Source organism: Kitasatospora sp. NPDC057595, from assembly GCF_042800875.1.
Taxonomy (GTDB): Bacteria; Actinomycetota; Actinomycetes; order Streptomycetales; family Streptomycetaceae; genus Kitasatospora.
Genome location: NZ_JBHVGL010000005.1, coordinates 22047 through 39709, shown reverse-complemented (window position 1 = coordinate 39709; position 17663 = coordinate 22047). Strand labels below are relative to the sequence as shown.

Genomic DNA, 17663 nt, shown 5'->3' with positions numbered 1-17663 from the left:
GAGGGCTCGGGTGGACGCCGGCCGTGGTGCGGCCGGGCGGCGGCTCAGACGGCGGCGGCGGCGCGCTGCCGCTCGACGGCCTCGTAGAGGGCCTTGATGTTGGCGGTGCCGAAGGTACCGGCGCCCTGGCGCTCGATCAGCTCCACGAAGTACGTCCGCCGGGGGTGTGTCGAGCGGGCGAAGATCTGGAACAGCTGACCGCCGTGGTCCTGGTCGACCAGCACGTCCAGCTCGCGCAGCGTCCCGACCGGGATCGCGGTGCCGCCGAGCCGCTCGGCGAGCGCGTCGTAGTAGGTGCCGGGGGTGGTCAGGAACGCCACGCCGCGCTCGCGGATGGTGCGCACGGCGGTGGCGATGTCGCCGGTGCGGAACGCCAGGTGCTGGACGCCGGCGCCCTCGTGGTCGGCGAGGAAGGTGTCGATCTGCCCGGGGCGGCGGGTGGTGTCGGGCTCGATGAGGGTGAAGGTGACCTCGCCGGAGGCGCTCTGCACCACGCTGGAGTCCATCGCCTGCTCGCCGACCTCGATGTACTCGCCGAAGATGCGGTGCATGCCGAGCGCGGCCTCGCAGAACTTCACGGCGTCCGCCAGCTCGCCGGCCGGCAGGCAGATCGCGGCGTGGTCGAGGGCGTCCAGCAGGCGCGGTGAGCCGTCGGCGGGCTCGGGGGCGGCCGGCGCCTCCGGGACGAACCGCAGGGCGGTGTCGCCGAAGCCGGCCACCAGCCCGCCGGCCCGGTCCAGCACTCGGGCGCCGTGCCGCTCGGCGCGGTCCAGGGCGGCCTGCGGGTCGGGGCAGGAGAGCGCGAGGACCGCGACGCCCTCGCCGTGCCGGGCGGCGTAGCGGGCCACCGGGTGCGCCGGGTCGGTGGCGGAGCGCACCAGGAAGCGGATGGTGCCCTGCTGCACCAGCAGGGTGCGGGCGTGCGCGGACTCGGCCGCGGCGAGTTGGTCCGGATCGGGTGTCGCGGCGGCGAAGCCGTAGTCGGCGCAGAGTTCCGCGGCGGTGGCGTCGGCGTCGGCGCAGTGGTACTCGACGTGGGCGATGGACTGGATGGACAACGGGATCTCCCCGGGGGATCGCGAGTTGACGAGGGGCCTGGCACGGGTGTCCGCGCCGCGTCGCCGGGCGGCGTCAGCGGAGGGACGGGGTGGAGGCGGGCTCGAAGACCAGGCTGAGGTTGTGCCCGCCGAAGGCGAAGGCGTTGCTCAGGGCGGCGGTGAGCGGGACGGCGCGGGCCGCGCCCCGGACGTGGTCCAGGTCGCAGGCCGGGTCCGGCTCGTCCAGGTTGACGGTCGGCGGCAGGGTCCCCCGGGCCACCGCGAGCGCGGTGACCGCGGCCTCCAACGCGCCCGCGGCGCCCAGTAGATGGCCGGTGGCGCCCTTGGTGGAGCTGACCGCGGGGCGGTGCGGGCCGAAGACGGCGTTCAGCGCGGCGCTCTCGGCGACGTCGCCGAGCTTGGTGCCGGTGCCGTGGGCGTTGACGTAGCCGATGTCGGCGGGCGCGAGACCGGCGTTGGCGATCGCGGCGCGCATCGCGTCGGCGGCGCCCGCGCCGTCGGGACGCGGCATGGTCGGGTGGTGGGCGTCGGTGGAGGCGCCCCAGCCGGTGAGCTCGGCGTAGCCGGCGGCGCCGCGGGCGGCAGCGTGCTCGGCGCTCTCCAGCACCAGGACGGCGCTGCCCTCGCCCAGCACGAAGCCGTTGCGGCGCCGGTCGAAGGGCCGGCTGGCCTGCGTCGGGTCCTCCCAACCGGAGGACAGCGCACGGGCGTTGGTGAACGCGGCGGCGATCGTCGGGTGCAGCGAGGACTCGGTGCCGCCGCACACCACCACGTCCGCGTCGCCGGAGCGGATCAGCCGCAGCCCCTCGGCGACGGCCTGGGCGCCGGCCGCGCAGGCCGTCACGATGGCCGTGCTGAAGCCGCGGATCCCGTGCTTGATGGCGATCCGGGCGGTGGCCATGTTGGAGAGCATGCCGGGCAGCAGGTACGGGCTGACGCCGGGGCGACCGCGTTCCAGGCGGCGGTGGGACTGCTGCTCGAAGGTCTCCAGACCGCCGCCGCCGGTGGCCAGCACCACGGCGGTGCGGTGCGGGTCGGCGTCCTCGCCGACCACCAGGGCGGCGTCGGCGAGCGCGTCGTCGGCGGCGGCCAGGGCGAGCAGGACGAAGCGGTCCACGCAGCGGGTCTCGGTGGGCGGCAGCACCTCGCGGCCGTCCACCGCCGGGGCGAGGCCGGCCGCGGTCAGCCAGCCGTGGGCGGCGTGGCCCTCGGGCAGGGAGCGGATGCCGGTGCGGCCGGCGGTGAGCGCGTCGAAGACCTCGGCGGGCTTGCGGCCGAGCGGGGTGACCAGGCCGATGCCGGTGACCACGGCGCCCGGGCGGCGGGCGGCGCTCATGCGCTCACCCCGGCGGCGACCGCGTCCAGGTAGCGCTGGCGCAGCAGCACCTTGCGCACCTTGCCGGTCGGGCCGAGCGGGATGTCCTCCCCGGCCACCACGACGACCTGGCGGACGGTGGCCGCGGCGGCCTCGTCCAGCGCGGCGGTGACGGCCTTGGTCCGGTCGGCGGCCGGGTCGGCCCCGGCGGCCAGGACCAGCAGCACATCGGTGACCACCCGTTCGCCGTCGCGCACCGCGACCACCGTGCAGTCCAGCACCTCGGGGCAGGCGGCGAGCACCCGCTCCTCCGACATCGCGGTGAACAACCGCTTGCCGTCGCCGAGTTCGACCGAGTCCACGGCCCGGTCGACGTGGTAGTAGTAGCCCTCCTCGTCCCGGTACATCAGGTCGCCGGTGAGGAAGCGCCCGCGCAGCCTGGTGCGGTAGGTGGTGGCCGAGTCGTTCCAGTAGCCGAGCGCCAAGGTCGGTGAGGTGGTGGCGAGTTCGCCGACCTCGCCGGGGCCGAGCGGTTCGCCGTCCGGGCCGACCAGCTCGCAGTCGACGAAGGCGTGCGGGCGCCCGACGCAGCGGCCGTAGCGCTCGGTGCCCGGGCCGTGGGTGATGAAGAAGTGCGAGTGGCCCATCTCGGTGGAGCCGAGGCCGTCGACGAACAGCGAGCCGGGCACCCGGACCCGGCCCTCGCGGGTCACCGACTCACGGCTGCCGGCGGCGACCAGGCGGCGGATGTGCACCTCGTGGGCGCAGTCGCCGGTGTTCCACCAGAGCGCGACGGAGTCCAGGTCCCGCGCGGCCAGGTCGTGGTGGGCGAGGTCGGCCCAGGTGGCGGCGAAGCCGACCACTCCGCTGGGGCGCCACCGCTCGATCGCGTCCAGCACGCCGGCGCCGGACTGGCTGGACAGCACGGCGAGTCGGGTGTGCGAGGCGAGGGCGAGGTTGACCGCGATCAGGGTGGCGGCGTGCGGGGCGGGCAGCGCGCTGAGCATCCGCTCCTGGCCCTGCGGGCGGGGCAGCCGGGCGCGGTGGCGGATCGCCGCGTACAGGCTCGCGTGCGAGTGCACCACGGCCTTGGGCATGCCGGTGGTGCCGGAGGAATGGGTGATCGCGACCGGGTCGCCGGCCCAGTGCCGGTAGGGCTCGGGGGCGGCCTCGGGGTCGCCGGAGCCGAGGGTGGCGATCTCGGGCAGCGCGGGGGCGCCGGGCTCGTGGCCGGCCAGCGCGGCCAGGTGCGGGGCGTCGGCGAGGATGCCGACCGGGCCGAGCTTGGCGATGTAGCGGGCCGCCCGCTCGCCGTCCAGGTGCGGGTTGAGCAGCGCGGGGACGGCGCCGAGCCGGGCCAGCGCGAGGAAGGCGAGCACGTGGTCGGCGGCGTCGCTCGCGTACACCACCACCGGGTCGCGCCGGCCGATGCCGAGGGCGTGCAGGGCGGCGGCCCGGGCCCGGACGGCGCGGTCCAGCTCGGTGAGGGTGAAGGGCTGCCAGGCGGCGTGGTCGTCCACCGGGGTGTCGAAGGTCAGCAGCGGCTCGTCGAGACCGAGGCCGAGCGCGAGGCGGCTGGTGAGGACGTTTCCGGCGCCGACGGCCGGGTCGTCCGCCAGCAGGGTGCGGATACTGCGGATGCTCACGGGGTGGATCCCTCCCGGGGTGCGGGCGTGCGGGCGTGCGGGGCGTGCTGCGGCGGGACGCGGCGGGTGGGGGACCGCTCGCGCCGGTGGTGCGCGGGGGTGGGCTGCGGCGGTTCGGGTCGGTCTCGGAACGGGGGTCAGACGGCGGTCACCAGCAGGGCCACCGCCCGGTCGGTGCCGTCGCCGGTGGAGTCGGCGGAGGCGGCGGGGTCGGCCTGCTCGGCGGCGATGACGAGGACCTGCTCGGCGTCGCCGTCGGCGAGCAGCAGCTCCGCCAGGTCGAGCGCGTCCTGCGGGACCCGTCCGGGTGGCGGGGCCTGCACCGGACTGATCGCCACCACCGGGCCGGTCAGGCCCCAGCGGGCGGCGATGTGGCCGAGCACGGCGTTCGGGTTGGACTGGAAGAACAGCAGCGGGGGCATTCGCCGGCCGGTGTCGGCGGCGGCCTCGTCGATGGCGCGGGCGGTGGCCCGGTCGCCGCCCGCGCTCGCCAGCAGCAGCGCGGTGCGGCCGGGGGCCGGGGCCGCGCCGTGACGGGCGCGCAGGCAGCGTTCGGCGGTCTCGGCCACCAGGGGGTTGAAGGAGGAGGCGGCGAAGCCGGGCAGCGGAGGGAGCGGCTCGGGCTCGCGGGCGTCGGGGTCGGGCCAGGCGGCCTCGGCGAGGATGCGCAGCGTGGTCATCGGGCGGCCACCAGGAGTGCGGTGTTGGCGCCGCCGAAGGCGGAGTTGAGGGTGAGCGCGTAGCGCGGCCGGGCGGCGCGCGGGCCGTCCAGCACGAGGTCGAGACCGATGTCCGGGTCCGGGCCCAGCCAGCCGGCGTTGACCGGCAGCGCGCCGTCGGTCAGCGCGCCGATGGTGACGACGAGTTCGAGCAGTGCCGAGGCTTCGAGGGCGTGGCCGTGGACGGCCTTGCTGGAGCTGACGGGCAGCCGCGCGGTGTGCGCGCCGAAGACCCGGTGCAGGGCCTTGGCCTCCGCGAGGTCGGACAGCGGGGAGCCGGTGCCGTTGGCGTTGACGTAGCCGACCTCGGCCGGCGCGATCCCGGCCCGGCCCAGCGCGGCCTCGACCGCCCGTGCCACGCCGTCGCCCTCGGGTTCCGGGCGGCAGACGTGGTGGGCGTCGCCGGCCCGACCCCAGCCGGCCAGCCGCGCCAGCACGGGCGCCCCGCGTCGCTCGGCCTCCGGTTCGGCCTCCACCAGTACGGCGGCGGCCGCGTCGCCGAGCAGGGTGCCGCTGCGGCCGGCGCTGAACGGGCGCAGCTCGCCGTCGCGGGCCAGCGCCCGGCCGGCGTCGAAGGCGGCGAAGACGCCCGGCTCCACCAGGTGTCCGGCGGCGACCAGGACCCGGGGGTGGCGGCCGGTGGCGACCAGCGCGGCGGCGTCGGCGACGGCGGTCGCGGCCGCCACGCAGGCGCCGGTGTAGGCGCGGGTGACCCCGGGGGAGCCCCAGGCGGCGGTGGTTCCGGCCGCGACCGCGGCGACGGCGGCCCGGGTGTGCAGGTCGCTGTGCAGGGCGAACAGCACGGGCGGACCGCCCTCGGGCGCGGCCGGGTCCAGGCCGGCGCGGCGGCAGGCCTGGCCGACGGCGGCGAGCACGGCGTCCGCGAGCGGGCGCGGCTCGGGCAGCAGCGCGGCGCGCACGGTGCGGCGTGCCGAGACGTCGAACCGGGTGACCGTGCCGAACGCGGCCTTGCCGTGGACGACGGCCTCGGTGAGCGCGGCCGGTCCGTCGCCGGCCGCGCTGAGCACGCCGACACCGGTCACCACGGGCCGGACGGCGGGCGGGGCGTGGCGGTTCATGGCCGCGCGGCCCCCGCGGTGCTGTCCACGGGGGAGCCCGCGGCGTTCACGGCGGCGTCCACGGCGGCGCGGAACACCGCCACGGCGTCGTCGACCGTCCGGACGGCCTCGAAGGCGTCGTCGTCGAGGTCCGGCTCGATGCCGTAGCGCTGCTCGAACTCGGCGATCAGCCAGGTGAGTTCGAGCGAGCCGAGCTCCTCGGGGACGTCCTCGGCGGAGCGCTGCCCGAAGGCCGCGAGCATGGCGAGGACCTCGGCCCGGTCGGGGCGGGCGAGGTCGGTCACGCCGGGCTGCCCGAGGCGGCGGTGGCGGTGGAGGCGGCGATCCGCGCGGCGACGTCGGCGGTGAACTCGTCGAGCGTCATCAGGGCGGTGCTCTCCATCTCGTCGAGGTCGAACTTGACCCCGTACTCGTCCTCGACCTGGACCGAGAGGTCGGCGAGGGCGAGCGACTCCAGGTCCAGGCCGGCCGGGCCGAGGTCGGTGTCGCCGGTGACCTCGGAGACGTCGTACTGCATCTCGGTCAGTGCGGCGAGGACGAACGCGCGGATGCGGTCCTGCATGGTGGGCTCCTTGTGCCCGGGCGCGCGCGGCGCTCGGGGTCGTCGGGGAAGGGTAGGTGGTCCTTCGGGTCGTCGGCGGTGGCCCCGACGGGCAGGCGGATGCCGCCCGTCGGGGTGCCGTCCGGGCCCGTCACGGGCGCGCCCGGGCGCGCCGGATCGCGGCGCGGCGGGTCGCGACCGGCACCGGTGCCGGTGCCGGTGGCTCAGCCGGCGGCGGCGCGCAGGGCCACCGGGTCGCGCAGCAGCTTCCCGGTGGCGGTGCGGGGCAGCTGCGGCAGGAAGGCCAGCCGGCGCGGCCGCTTGTAGGCGGCGAGCTGCCGGGCGAGGCCGTCCTGGACGAGTGCCCGGTCGGCACCGTCCTCGGCCGAGAGGTAGGCCTCGATGGCGCCGTCGTCGAAGACCACCACGGCCTCCCTGACCTGCGGCAGTGCGGCGAGGGTCTGCTCGACCTCGGTGAGGTCGACCTTGAGGCCGCCGATCGAGACCTGCGAGTCCCGACGGCCGAGGACGGTGACCCGGCCGGTGTCCGGGTCGAGGACGGCGGCGTCGCGGGTGTGCAGCCAGCCGTCCGCCCAGCGGGTCGGGTCGTCGAGCCCGGGGTAGGGCGAGGCGGGGGTGCCGAGTTGGAGCTCGCCGCCCACCAGCCGCAGCTCCATGCCGTGCACGGGCTGCTTGGCCGGGTGCAGGGTGCCGTCCAGGTCGGTGGCGATCACCCCAGTCTCGGTCATCCCGTACATGGTGCCGAGCGGGACGCCGTAGCGTGCGGTGAACGCCGCCGGCAGGCCCGGGCGGACGAGTTCGCCGGCCACCACCATCCGCCGCAGCTGCGGCAGTTCGGGCGGATCGGCCGCACCGGCGAGCAGTTCCGCGTGGAACGGCACGCCGATCACGGTGGTCGGGCGGCCGTCGGCGGCGACCGCGGCGAGGATGCCCGCGGCCGTCATCCGGTCCGGGACGGTGAGCGGGGCGCGCGCGGACAGGCTGTTGAGCAGCCCGCCGACCAGGCCGAGAACGTGCACCACCGAGGACAGCAGGACCACCCGCTCGCCCTCGCCGGGGAACGCCGACAGCCGTCGGTAGCAGTCGAGTTCACGGATCAGATCGCTCGCGGTTCGGGCGATCACCTTGGCCGGGCCGGTCGAGCCGGAGCTCAGCTGGACCAGCCCGTGGCCGGTCCCGGCGGGCCGCCCGGCGGGCAGCCGGACGGCGACCGGGTCGACCGTCGAGTAGCCGCGCAGCGCCGCGGCCGCGGGCCGCGAGGCCGAGCCGACCAGCACCTGCGGGGCCAGTCGGCCCACCGCCAGCTCGACCTCGTGGTCGGTCAGCCGGTGGTCCAGGAGAGCGACCTGGGCCCGTAGTCGCCAGCCCGCCAGGAGCACGGCGACGAAGCCCAGGGAGGGCGGCAGCCGCAGGGCGACGGTGCCGCCCGGGCCGAGGCCGGCCGCGGCCAGCCGTTCGGTCTGCTCGGCGACCAGCGCGCGCAGGGCGTCGCGGTCGACGGGTGTGCCGAAACGGAGGCACTCCTCACCCCCGGGACCGGCCAGCAGCACCCGGTCGACCCAGTCGGCGGGAGCATCGGCGTGCGGGGGTGAGGAGGGCGGCGGTGAAGAAGGGGAAAAGCCGGTCAACGCCACTCCACACAGTGAGGAGATTTGTCATGGACACCGGACGATGTTCACATGCCATCAGAAGCAATACGTCCAATTCCGTTGCCAGACCATTGCACAGACGATTGGTCAAATCAAGGTCTATACCAATGTGGTGCAGACCTCCTACGCTGCCGATCCGTGGACCGGTCCGAACGCGGCCGGTCCGGGAACGAGGATGCCCGTGGCACCACTCACACTGGCCGGGATCGAACACGCTGCGCGTGATCAACTGCCCCCAGAAATCTGGGACTTCGTCGAAGGTGGCAGCGGTTCGGAACGCACCATGGCGGCCAACCGGGAAATGTTCGGACGCTATGCGTTCCGCCCCCGCGCGCTGGTCGACGTCTCGATCTGCGCGCCGGCCGTCGAGTTGCTCGGCAGCACCCTGCAACTCCCGGTCGGAATTGCCCCGATGGCCTACCACCGACTGGTCCATCCGGACGGCGAAACGGCGACCGCCCGGGCAGCCGGAAAGGCCGGCGCCCTCCTGGTCGCCGGAATCTTCGCCAGCCGCACCCTGGAGGAGATCGCCGCCGCCGCGACCGGCCCGCTCTGGCTCCAGCTCTACTGGCTGCGCCGCCGCGACGCCCTCGCCGCGCTGGTGGAACGCGCCGAGGCGGCCGGCTTCGCCGCCCTGCTGCTCACCGTCGACGCCCCCCGGATCGGCCGCCGGCTGCGTGACCTGCGCAACGGCTTCGCCGTCCCGCCGGAGATTCGCGCGGTCAACCTCGACCCCGCCCTGATGGCCGCCAGCCACCGCGCAGGCCAGGGCAGTTCGGGCATCGCCGAGCACGCCCGCGAGCAGTTCGACCCCACCCTGACCTGGTCCGACCTCGCCTGGCTGCGCGAACGCACCCGGCTGCCGCTGGTCCTCAAGGGCGTGCTGACCGCCGAGGACGCGCGGCTCGCGGCCGAGCACGGCGTCGACGCGGTCGTCGTCTCCAACCACGGCGGCCGCCAGCTCGACGGCGCCCTGCCCGCCCTGGCCGCCCTCCCCGAGGTCGTCGACGCCCTGCCGCCGCACCTCCCGGCGCTGCTCGACGGCGGGGTGCGCGGCGGCGCGGACATCGCCGTCGCCCTCGCCCTCGGCGCCCGCGCCGTCCTGGTCGGCCGCCCGGCGTTCTGGGGCCTGGCCACCGGCGGCGAGGCCGGCCTGACCCGCGTCCTCGACCTGCTGCGCGACGAACTGGAGCACACCATGGCCCTGTTGGGCCGCCCCGCCGTCGCCGACCTGGACCGCACCGCCCTCGCGCCCTGGCCGCGCTGACCCTCCCGCCCACGCACCCCGACGTTACGATCGGAACACCGACACCATGAGCAGACAGGACGCCTTCCCCGGCTGGGACTGGGACGACCCCGACGGCCTCGCCGAGCAGCTCGACCGCTTCAGCGCCGACGTCGCCACCTGCCGGAAGCTGGAAGCCGCCGCCGGCGGACTCCCGTACGACCACGCGGACTTCACCGACCTCGGCGTCACCGGCCTGGAGTTCGCCGCCTTCCGCACCGCCCACCCGGCCGGTCTCGGCACCGACCTCACCGCCCTGCGCGGCCCCGACACGACCACCGAGCCCGGCACCCTCTACCGGGTCGACGGCGACCGCTGGTTCACCCAGCTCGACATCGCCGAGCCGCTGCCCTTCGCCGACGAGAGCGTCGACTGGGTCTACGCCGAGCACCTCATCGAGCACGTCACCATGCCCGTCGCGGTCGGCTGGCTGCGCGAGGCGCGCCGGGTGCTGCGGCCCGGCGGCGTGCTGCGGATCACCACCCCCGACCTGGCCCGCTACCTGGTCGGCTACGCCACCGGGGACGGCTTCCTCGGCAAGCACCGCCGGCGGCTGACCACCATGGGCTTCGGCCCGCCGATGCCGCAGCGCCCCGCCTTCCTGGTCAACCAGATCTTCCGCTACTACGGTCACCAGTGGATCTACGACCTCGACGAGCTGCGGCACGTCCTCACCCTGGCCGGCTTCGAGCCCGGGCGGATCCGGCACTGCGCCTACCGCGAGGGGGCCCGCGCCGACGTCGCCGACCTGGACACCCCCTTCCGCACCGACGAGACCATCTACGTCGAGGCCGACCGCTGACCCGGCCCCGTCCCGAGGAAACCCCGATGCCCCTGCACCCCCAGGCCCAGGCGCTGCGCGACCGCCGCGCGAGCGCCGGCACGGCCCCCCTCTACAGCCTCACCGTCGCCGAGGCCCGCGCCGCCGACCTCGCCGACATCCGCGCCGCCGCCGGCAACCCCGAGCCGGTCGCCGCCGTCGAGGAGCACCGCCTCCCCGGCCCCGGCGGCGAACTCGCGCTGCGCCTCTACCGGCCCGAACCGCCCGCCGACGGCCGCCCGTCGCCGGTGCTGCTCTACCTGTTCGGCGGCGGCTGGACCCTCGGCTCGCCCGACACCAGCGACGCGATCTGCCGCGCGCTGACCAACGCCGTCGGCTGCGCCACCGCCTCCGTCGGCTACCGCCTCGCCCCCGAGCACCCGTTCCCCGCCGCCGTCCGGGACTGCGCCGCCGCCGCACGCTGGCTCGCCGCGCACGCGGAGGGGCTCGGCCTGGACGCCGGGCGCCTCGCCGTCGCCGGTGACAGCGCGGGCGGCAACCTCGCCGCCGTGCTCGCCCTGATCACCCGCGACGAGGGCGGCCCGGCCCTGCGCCACCAGCTGCTCGTCTACCCCAATACCGACGCCCGCGCCGACACCCCCTCGCTGCGCGAGCACGACGACCCGGCGCTGTTCAACCGCCGCTCGGTCGCCTGGTACTGGGGCCACTACCTGGCCGACCCGGCGGACGGCGCCCACCCGCACGCCTCGCCGCTGCGCGCCGCGAGCCTGGCCGGCCTGCCGCCCGCCACCGTCATCACCGCCGAGTACGACCCGCTGCGCGACGAGGGCGAGCAGTACGCCGAGGCGCTGCGCGCGGCGGGCGTGCCGGTGGAGCTACGGCGCTGGGCGGGCATGCCGCACGGGTTCTTCGCCATGACCGGCACCCTGGACGGCGCCGCCGAGGCCCAGGCGTACGCGGCCGCGCGGCTGCGCGAGGCCCTCGCGTGAGTTCCCCCGCGGCGCCCGCCGCCTCCGCCGCCCCGGCCGCACCCGGGGAGGACCGGCCCGCCGAGGCCGTCACGCTTCCGCTCGGCGAGCTGCACGGCTCCCTCGCGGACCCGCTGCTGGACGCGATGACCTTCCTCAACGAGGTCACCACCCGCTACCCGCAGGCGGTCTCCTTCGCCCCCGGCCGCCCCTACGAGGGCTTCTTCGAACCCGAGGACGTCCCCGTCTACCTGGACGCCTACCTCGACCACCTGGCCGCGACCGGCCTGGACCGCGACGCGATCCGCACCACCCTGTTCCAGTACGGGCCGACCAAGGGCATCATCAGCGACCTGGTCGCCCGCACCCTGGCCCACGACGAGGACCTCACCGTGGCCCCCGAGGCGCTGGTGCTGACCGTCGGCGCCCAGGAGGGCATGCTGCTGGCGCTGCGCGCGCTCTGCGCCGGCCCGCAGGACGTCCTGCTGGTCAGCTCGCCCTGCTACGTCGGCGTCACCGGCGCTGCCCGGCTGCTCGACCTGACCACCGTGCCGGTCCCGGAGGGGCCGGACGGCGGTCCGGACCCGGCGGCCGTGCGCGCCGCCGCGCGGGAGGTCCGCGCCGCCGGCCGGCGCCCGCGCGCCCTGTACGTGGTGCCGGACTTCGCCAACCCCTCCGGCACCTCGATGCCCGTCCCGGCCCGCGCCCGGCTGCTGGCGGCGGCGGCCGAGGAGGACCTGCTGGTCATCGAGGACAACCCGTACGGCTTCTTCGCCCGCGATGCGGGGGAGCGGCCCGGCGAGCGGCCCACCCTCAAGGCGCTGGACCGCCACCGCCGGGTCGTCTACCTGGGCTCCTTCGCCAAGACCTGCTTCCCCGGCGCCCGGCTCGGCTACGTCGTCGCCGACCAGGAGGTGATCGGCCCCGGCGGGCGGCGCACCCTGCTGGCCGACGAGCTGGCCCGGCTGAAGAGCATGACGACGGTCAACACGCCGGCGCTCAGCCAGGCCGTGATCGGCGGCATGCTGCTCACCCACGACTGCCGGCTGCGGGCCGCCAACGCGCCCGCCACCGCCCACTACGCGGCCGTCATGGACGTCCTGCTGGCCGAGCTGGACCGGTGCTTCCCGGCCGCCGAGCGGGAGCGCCTGGGGCTGTCCTGGAACGTGCCGGAGGGCGGCTTCTTCGCGGTGCTCACGGTGGCCTTCGCGGCCGACGACGCGGCGATGGAGCGCTGCGCGCGCGAGTTCGGCGTGCTCTGGACGCCGATGACGCCGTTCTACCCGGCCGGCGGCGGGGAGCACCGGCTCCGGCTCTCGATCAGCTCGCTGACACCCGGCCGGGTGGCGGCCGGCGTCGCCCGGCTGGCGGACTTCATCCGCGCCGAGACAGCCCGGGCGGCGACGGCCTGACCACGGCCGGGAACGACGACGACGGCGCCCCCTCGGAAGCGGGGGGCGCCGTCGTCGTCGTGCGGTCAGCGGGTGCCGGCCGCCCGCGGTCCGCCCTCGACGGCCTTGACCGGGGGCTTGGCCGTGACGACCTTGACGGGCGGCTTGGCGGCGATGGCCTTGGTCGGAGGCTTCGCGGGCAGGGCCTTGGCCGGGGGCTTGGCCGCGACCGCCTTGACGGGCGGCTTGGCCGTGACCGCCTTGATCGGCGGCTTGGCGGCGACCGCCTTGGCCGGCGGCTTCGCCGTGACCGCGGCCGGCCGGGCCTCGGCGGCCTTGATGGGCGGCTTGGCGGCGGCCGGGGTGGCGGCCAGCAGGCCCACCACGGGCAGCGCGGCGATCGCCCCGCCCGCGAGGGCCAGCCGGGCGCCCCGGCGCCGTGCGGGCAGCGCGGCGCGGTCGGCGGCGGGGACGTTCTCGGACCGGGAGTTCATGCGGTTCCTCTCGACGAACTGACGATCGGCCGACCCGACCATAGGCCCGCCGCCTCGGCCGGGACAACCAACCGCGCGTTGCCTCACCTGCGATGACGGAGCGACGGCGGACCGGGCCCGCGATCGGCCCGGCCCGCCGGCACGGGCGGGCGCCCCGCCCTCGCGGGCAGTGCCCCGCCGCGCCGGGGCTCGGCGCACCCGCGCCGGGGCTCAGCGCACCCGGGTCGAGAACAGCCGCGCCGACCAGAACACCGCCGCCACCGTCATCAGCGCGACCACCAGCAGGCCCTGCCAGACCACGTTGTCCCCGACGTGGCCCGAGAACAGCGAACGCATGCCCTCCACGGCCCAGTAGAAGGGGTTCCACTTGGCCATGGTCTGGAGCCACATCGGCGCCAGCGCCAGCGGCAGCAGGGTGCCCGACAGCAGCGCGATCGGCTGGGCGACGGTGTTGACCACCGGCGCCATCGCCTCGTCGGCTGGCAGCACCAGCGCGATCCCGTAGGAGATCGCGGAGGTCATCAGCGCGAGCAGGCCCATCAGCAGGAAGGCCAGCACCAGGTCCAGCGGGCCGACCCGCAGGCCGAACGGCAGCGCGATCAGGGTGATGATCACCGCCTGGACGAGCAGCGCCACCGTCTCGCGCAGCGCCCGGCCGAGCAGCAGGGCGAGCCGGCTGACCGGGGTGACCCGGGCCCGCTCGATGATCCCGGCCCGCAGCTCGCCGAGCAGGCTGAAGCCGGTGTAGAGGCCGCCGAAGATGCACAGCACGGCCAACAGGCCGGGCACGTAGATCTGGTAGGCCTCGGCGTAGCTGTGCGCGCCCATCGGCTCCAGCACCTTCTTGAGCAGCGGCGCGAAGAGCAGCAGGTAGAAGATCGGCTGGATCACTCCGACGGCGATCCAGACCGGGGTTCGCCACATCAGCAGCAGCTGGCGCTGGAAGACCAGCCAGGTGTCGCGGGCGAGCTTCATGGGGCCCCTCCTCAGGGATCCGGAGGTGCGGTCAGGACTGCTCGATGGAGCGGCCGGTGCGGGCCAGGAACACGTCGTCCAGGCTGGGCCGTTGCAGCTGCACGGTGCCGGTGACGACGCCGGCCCCGTCCAGGGCCCGCAGCAGGCGCGGGACGGCGGCGGCACCGTCGTCCAGGTAGAGCCGCACCCCGTCCTCGCCGCTCAGCTCCAGACGGTGCAGTTCGGGCAGGTCGGGCTGCTCGCGCAGCGCCTTGGCGGCCCGTTCGGCCTCGCCGGCGCCGAGGCCGATGAGGACGACGTCGCCGGAGATCTCGCGCTTGAGCGTCTCGGGCGTGCCCTCGGCGACGATGCCGCCGTGGTCGACGATGGCGACCCGGTCGCAGAGTGCGTCGGCCTCGTCCAGGTAGTGGGTGGTGACGACGACGGTCATGCCCTCGTCGCGCAGCCGCCGGATCTCGGTCCAGACGTGGCCGCGGCTGGCCGGGTCGAGGCCGACCGTCGGCTCGTCGAGGAACAGCACCTTCGGCGCGTGGATGACGCCGAGCGCGATGTCGAGGCGCCGGCGCTGGCCGCCGGAGTAGGTACGGCACGGCCGGTCGCCGAACTCGGTGAGCTCGAAGGCCCTGAGCGCGTCCTCGGCGCGGCCTTGCGCCTCGGCCTTGCCCTTGCCGTGCATCCGCGCCTGCATCACGAGTTCCTCGCGGGCGGTGACGGCGTCGGTGGTGCCGCCGCCCTGGGCGACGTAGCCGATCAGGCGGCGCACCTCGGCGGGGTCGGCGAACAGGTCGGCGCCGGCGATCCGGGCCTCGCCGCCGTCCGGCCGGATGAGGGTGGCGAGCATGCGCAGGGTGGTCGTCTTCCCGGCGCCGTTGGGGCCGAGGAAGCCGAAGATCTCACCCGGCGCGACGTCCAGGTCGATGCCTCGGACGGCGTCCACGGGGGGCTGGCCGCGTTTCTTGGAAGGGTAGGACTTTCTCAGCCCCTTGGTCTCGATCAACCAGAACTCCCGAGCGGGGATGGGTTGCCGGGGCGCCGGGAAGGCGGCGCGCGGGGCACCTGGGAAGCGGTGCTGCGGGCCACCCTAGGGTGAACGGCGCCCCGGAAACAATGGCCTAGACCAGTGGATTGGGTCGACGGGCACCCGTCGCGACCAGTGCCTCCACCCGGTCGGCGGCCGTCACGGCCCCGCCGCCGGCGAGCAGTTCGGAGCCGACCCGGGCCGCCGCCGCCCGGTACGCGGGCTCCTCCAGCACGCTCCGCAGCGCGCCGGCGAGGTGATCCGGCGTCACCCGGGCGAACGGCACCCGCAGTCCGGCCCCGGCCGCCGCCAGCTGCGCCGCCACGAACGGCTGGTCGTGCCGGATCGGCGCCGTCACCAGCGGGAGCCCGTGCGCCAGCGCCTCGCCGACGGTGTTCATCCCGCCGTGGCACAGCACCGCGTCCAGCGCCCCGCGTCGCATCAGCTCCAGCACCGGCGCCCGGTCCACCGCCACCGCCCCGGCGGGCAGTTCGGGCAGCAGCTCGCCGGGCGCCGCGAACACCGGCTGCACGCCGGGCCCCGTCAGCTCCAGCGCCCGCGCGGCCCGGGCCAGGAAGTCCGCGCCCAGCTCGCCGGAGAGGGTGCCCATGGTGACCAGCACCCGCCGGCGCCCCGGCAGCAGCCGCTCCCACGGGAAGGCCGGATCGGCCGGCCGGTCCGCCAGCACCGGCCCCACCAGGGCGTACTGGGCCGGCAGCGCCTCGGCGCCGGTCGGCTCCGCCCCGGTCAGCGCCGGACCGGTGAGCGCCGGGCCGGTGAAGGCCAGCACCAGCGCGCGGGAGAACCGTGGGTCGGTGTACTCCTCCGCGGGCAGCCCGGCCCGCTGCCACAGGCCCCGGAGCAGGTCGGACATCCACTGCTCGACCAGCGGCAGCGCCCGGAACGGCCGTCCCAGCTCCATCGCGCCCGGCGCCAGGGTGCCCCAGGGCAGCCCGTGCCGGTGGGCCACCAGCGCCCCGGCCGGCGTGTGCTGGTCCACCAGCAGCGCGTCCGGCCGGTACTCGCGCACCGCCGCGTCCAGCGCCTTCACGGTGAACCGCGCGTACGGGACGATGAATCCCTCCCACAGCGAGCGGACGGCGGCCAGCCCGTGTCCGCCCTGCGCCCGGAACGCCCGGGTGCCGGTGCCGAACACCGGCGCGTCGGGTCCCAGCAGGGGCCGCAGCGCCGACTCGGTGCCGGTCCAGGCCACCTCGTGGCCGCGCGCCACCAGCTCCCGGGCCAGGCCCACGGTCGGGTTGACGTGCCCGGTCAGCGGCGGGACCACCAGCAGGAAGCGGCTCATCGGGCGTCCTCCGCGGGCAGCAGCCGTTCGACGTCGGCGACGCTCAGCGCCTCCAACCCGGCCAGGTCGAGCCCGGCCCGCAGCGCGGCGAGGTCCACCGACGGGCCGAAGTCCCGGCGCAGGGCCTCGTGCAGCGCCGCGAGCTCGGTCTCGTCGAGCAGCAGGTCGCCGTCCAGCCGGGCCTGCGGGGTCACCCGCGAGGCCCAGCCGGGCGGCGCCTGCGCGGCCTCGGCCAGCAGGGACACCAGCGCCGCGCGCACCGGCGGCGCGGCGACGGGTGGTTCACGATCGGTCATCCGGGGACTCCACCGGCTCGACGAAGCGGGGGACGGGGGACGGCGGCACCGGAGGTGCGCGTTCCGTCGGTGAGGTGTGCGGGATGTGTGCCGCAACCGCCCGAGATCACTTGTGCGGACCCGTCGGGCGTGGGAATACTAGCCCGCGTGACCGCACTGGAGGCAGTGGCCGTTCACCTCCCCCACCACATCGTGCCCATCGAGGCAGTGGGTGAGCGCATCGGCTTGACCCCACGTCAACTTCGACTCTTCCGCCGCTTCCACGGCCTGGACCAGCTGCGACTGGACCCGGACGGGACGCTGCCCGACCTGCTCGGCGCCGCCGTCGACGCCCTTCCGGAGCTGCGCGGACGCGAACGGCACGTCCGCTTCGTGATCCACGCGCGCAGCATGCCGGTGGCGGTGCCCTACCCGCTCAACCCTTTGCGCGAGCTGCTCGGACGCTACGGCCTCGGCCACGCCCAGGCCTTCACCGTCACCCACCACGCCTGCGCGGTCGGCCTGCTGGCCGTCGACCTGGCCGGACGCCTGCTCGCCGGAGAACCCGACCGGGAGGCGCTGGCCCTGGTGCTCGCCGGGGAGAAGACCTTCACCAAGGACGCCCAGGTGGTGCCCGAGACCGGCATCTTCGCCGAGGGCGCGGCCGCCTGCCTGGTCAGCGCCGAGGGCGAGCGGGACCGCGTGCTGTCCTACGCGGTGCGCCAGCGCCCGGAGTTCGACGGCCGGCTGGCCGAGGACCCGGAACTGCTCGCCCGCTACCAGCGCGAGTACCCGGCGGTGATGGTCGAGGCGATCGAGGCCGCCCTCGGCCAGGCCGGTCTGGACCTCTCCGACCTCGCGCTGCTGCTTCCGCACAACGTCAACCAGGCCTCCTGGCGGATGATCGCGCGCCGGATCGGTTTCCCGATCGGGAAGGTGGTGCTGGACAACGTGCCCGCCGTGGGGCACAGTTTCGCAGCGGACAGCCTGATCAACCTGCACACCGCCACCACGCGGGGGCTGCTCGGCCGCGGCGACCGCTACCTCATCGCCTCCGCCGGCATCGGAGCGACCTTCTCCGCCATGGTCGTCGAGCACTGACGTCACGTCAGCGGCCTTTTCCAGTACGCCGGTTGGCCGGC

At 75.8% G+C, this 17663-nt stretch carries 18 protein-coding genes; 5 read left to right on the top strand and 13 right to left on the bottom strand.

Going from position 1 to position 17663, the window contains the following annotated elements; all coding sequences use genetic code 11:
* Positions 1 to 44: 44 nt before the first annotated feature.
* The 8 genes from hppD to ACFU9E_RS10385 all read right to left on the bottom strand — a co-directional run bounded on the left by hppD (position 45) and on the right by ACFU9E_RS10385 (position 8013).
* On the bottom strand, positions 45 to 1058 hold the full coding sequence (gene hppD, locus ACFU9E_RS10420) for a 4-hydroxyphenylpyruvate dioxygenase (RefSeq protein WP_380686716.1): 1014 nt from the start codon (positions 1056 to 1058) through the stop codon (positions 45 to 47).
* Positions 1059 to 1131: 73 nt separating this feature from the next.
* Positions 1132 to 2394: a beta-ketoacyl-[acyl-carrier-protein] synthase family protein gene (locus tag ACFU9E_RS10415; RefSeq protein ID WP_380686714.1), complete on the bottom strand. Its 1263-nt coding sequence runs from the start codon at positions 2392 to 2394 to the stop codon at positions 1132 to 1134.
* The gene (locus ACFU9E_RS10410) at positions 2391 to 4019 is read right to left on the bottom strand and encodes a class I adenylate-forming enzyme family protein (RefSeq protein WP_380686712.1); all 1629 of its coding nucleotides are present in this window, start codon (positions 4017 to 4019) and stop codon (positions 2391 to 2393) included. The genes ACFU9E_RS10415 and ACFU9E_RS10410 overlap by 4 nt, the downstream gene beginning before the upstream one ends.
* A gap of 137 nt (positions 4020 to 4156) precedes the next feature.
* Positions 4157 to 4699 carry a hypothetical protein gene (locus ACFU9E_RS10405; RefSeq protein ID WP_380686710.1) on the bottom strand — a complete coding sequence of 181 codons (543 nt, stop codon included), beginning with the start codon at positions 4697 to 4699 and terminating at the stop codon, positions 4157 to 4159.
* The gene (locus ACFU9E_RS10400; protein WP_380686708.1) at positions 4696 to 5817 is read right to left on the bottom strand and encodes a beta-ketoacyl synthase N-terminal-like domain-containing protein; all 1122 of its coding nucleotides are present in this window, start codon (positions 5815 to 5817) and stop codon (positions 4696 to 4698) included. Before ACFU9E_RS10400 ends, ACFU9E_RS10405 begins: the two co-directional genes overlap by 4 nt.
* Complete coding sequence (locus ACFU9E_RS10395; protein WP_380686706.1) at positions 5814 to 6101, bottom strand: acyl carrier protein; 288 nt, start codon at positions 6099 to 6101, stop codon at positions 5814 to 5816. Before ACFU9E_RS10395 ends, ACFU9E_RS10400 begins: the two co-directional genes overlap by 4 nt.
* Positions 6098 to 6379, bottom strand: a complete 282-nt coding sequence (locus tag ACFU9E_RS10390; RefSeq protein ID WP_380686704.1) for a phosphopantetheine-binding protein — start codon at positions 6377 to 6379, stop codon at positions 6098 to 6100. The genes ACFU9E_RS10395 and ACFU9E_RS10390 overlap by 4 nt, the downstream gene beginning before the upstream one ends.
* A gap of 203 nt (positions 6380 to 6582) precedes the next feature.
* Complete coding sequence (locus ACFU9E_RS10385; protein WP_380687980.1) at positions 6583 to 8013, bottom strand: class I adenylate-forming enzyme family protein; 1431 nt, start codon at positions 8011 to 8013, stop codon at positions 6583 to 6585.
* Between the two features lie 190 nt (positions 8014 to 8203).
* On the opposite strand from ACFU9E_RS10385, the gene ACFU9E_RS10380 reads away from it, so the two are divergent.
* The 4 genes from ACFU9E_RS10380 to ACFU9E_RS10365 are packed head-to-tail and all read left to right on the top strand — an operon-like array spanning position 8204 to position 12474.
* Entirely contained in the window at positions 8204 to 9295 is a 1092-nt protein-coding gene (locus ACFU9E_RS10380; protein ID WP_380687978.1) for an alpha-hydroxy acid oxidase, read from the top strand.
* Positions 9296 to 9341: 46 nt separating this feature from the next.
* The gene (locus tag ACFU9E_RS10375) at positions 9342 to 10115 is read left to right on the top strand and encodes a class I SAM-dependent methyltransferase (protein ID WP_380687976.1); all 774 of its coding nucleotides are present in this window, start codon (positions 9342 to 9344) and stop codon (positions 10113 to 10115) included.
* A 26-nt stretch (positions 10116 to 10141) separates the two neighbouring features.
* Complete coding sequence (locus tag ACFU9E_RS10370; RefSeq protein ID WP_380687974.1) at positions 10142 to 11083, top strand: alpha/beta hydrolase; 942 nt, start codon at positions 10142 to 10144, stop codon at positions 11081 to 11083.
* Positions 11080 to 12474, top strand: a complete 1395-nt coding sequence (locus tag ACFU9E_RS10365; protein ID WP_380687972.1) for a PLP-dependent aminotransferase family protein — start codon at positions 11080 to 11082, stop codon at positions 12472 to 12474. Before ACFU9E_RS10370 ends, ACFU9E_RS10365 begins: the two co-directional genes overlap by 4 nt.
* Before the next feature lie 65 nt (positions 12475 to 12539).
* Here ACFU9E_RS10365 and ACFU9E_RS10360 read toward each other — a convergent pair whose 3' ends face one another.
* The 5 genes from ACFU9E_RS10360 to ACFU9E_RS10340 all read right to left on the bottom strand — a co-directional run bounded on the left by ACFU9E_RS10360 (position 12540) and on the right by ACFU9E_RS10340 (position 16542).
* The gene (locus tag ACFU9E_RS10360; protein WP_380714899.1) at positions 12540 to 12947 is read right to left on the bottom strand and encodes a hypothetical protein; all 408 of its coding nucleotides are present in this window, start codon (positions 12945 to 12947) and stop codon (positions 12540 to 12542) included.
* A 210-nt stretch (positions 12948 to 13157) separates the two neighbouring features.
* A complete protein-coding gene (locus ACFU9E_RS10355; protein ID WP_380683359.1) occupies positions 13158 to 13922 on the bottom strand; it encodes an ABC transporter permease in 765 nt (254 codons plus the stop codon).
* Positions 13923 to 13953: 31 nt separating this feature from the next.
* Complete coding sequence (locus ACFU9E_RS10350; protein WP_380683358.1) at positions 13954 to 14859, bottom strand: ATP-binding cassette domain-containing protein; 906 nt, start codon at positions 14857 to 14859, stop codon at positions 13954 to 13956.
* A 175-nt stretch (positions 14860 to 15034) separates the two neighbouring features.
* Positions 15035 to 16246 carry a glycosyltransferase gene (locus ACFU9E_RS10345; protein WP_380683357.1) on the bottom strand — a complete coding sequence of 404 codons (1212 nt, stop codon included), beginning with the start codon at positions 16244 to 16246 and terminating at the stop codon, positions 15035 to 15037.
* Entirely contained in the window at positions 16243 to 16542 is a 300-nt protein-coding gene (locus tag ACFU9E_RS10340; protein WP_380683356.1) for a hypothetical protein, read from the bottom strand. Before ACFU9E_RS10340 ends, ACFU9E_RS10345 begins: the two co-directional genes overlap by 4 nt.
* Before the next feature lie 147 nt (positions 16543 to 16689).
* On the opposite strand from ACFU9E_RS10340, the gene ACFU9E_RS10335 reads away from it, so the two are divergent.
* Positions 16690 to 17622 carry a 3-oxoacyl-[acyl-carrier-protein] synthase III C-terminal domain-containing protein gene (locus ACFU9E_RS10335; protein ID WP_380683355.1) on the top strand — a complete coding sequence of 311 codons (933 nt, stop codon included), beginning with the start codon at positions 16690 to 16692 and terminating at the stop codon, positions 17620 to 17622.
* The last annotated feature ends 41 nt before the right edge of the window (positions 17623 to 17663 follow it).

Excerpts from the sequence above, each read along its gene's own strand:
- ACFU9E_RS10415 (WP_380686714.1), bottom strand. The coding sequence starts at position 2,394 with ATGAGCGCCGCCCGCCGCCCGGGCGCCGTGGTCACCGGCATCGGCCTG.
- ACFU9E_RS10405 (WP_380686710.1), bottom strand. The coding sequence starts at position 4,699 with ATGACCACGCTGCGCATCCTCGCCGAGGCCGCCTGGCCCGACCCCGAC.
- ACFU9E_RS10400 (WP_380686708.1), bottom strand. The coding sequence starts at position 5,817 with ATGAACCGCCACGCCCCGCCCGCCGTCCGGCCCGTGGTGACCGGTGTC.
- ACFU9E_RS10390 (WP_380686704.1), bottom strand. The coding sequence starts at position 6,379 with ATGCAGGACCGCATCCGCGCGTTCGTCCTCGCCGCACTGACCGAGATG.
- ACFU9E_RS10380 (WP_380687978.1), top strand. The coding sequence starts at position 8,204 with ATGCCCGTGGCACCACTCACACTGGCCGGGATCGAACACGCTGCGCGT.
- ACFU9E_RS10375 (WP_380687976.1), top strand. The coding sequence starts at position 9,342 with ATGAGCAGACAGGACGCCTTCCCCGGCTGGGACTGGGACGACCCCGAC.
- ACFU9E_RS10370 (WP_380687974.1), top strand. The coding sequence starts at position 10,142 with ATGCCCCTGCACCCCCAGGCCCAGGCGCTGCGCGACCGCCGCGCGAGC.
- ACFU9E_RS10360 (WP_380714899.1), bottom strand. The coding sequence starts at position 12,947 with ATGAACTCCCGGTCCGAGAACGTCCCCGCCGCCGACCGCGCCGCGCTG.
- ACFU9E_RS10355 (WP_380683359.1), bottom strand. The coding sequence starts at position 13,922 with ATGAAGCTCGCCCGCGACACCTGGCTGGTCTTCCAGCGCCAGCTGCTG.
- ACFU9E_RS10345 (WP_380683357.1), bottom strand. The coding sequence starts at position 16,246 with ATGAGCCGCTTCCTGCTGGTGGTCCCGCCGCTGACCGGGCACGTCAAC.
- ACFU9E_RS10340 (WP_380683356.1), bottom strand. The coding sequence starts at position 16,542 with ATGACCGATCGTGAACCACCCGTCGCCGCGCCGCCGGTGCGCGCGGCG.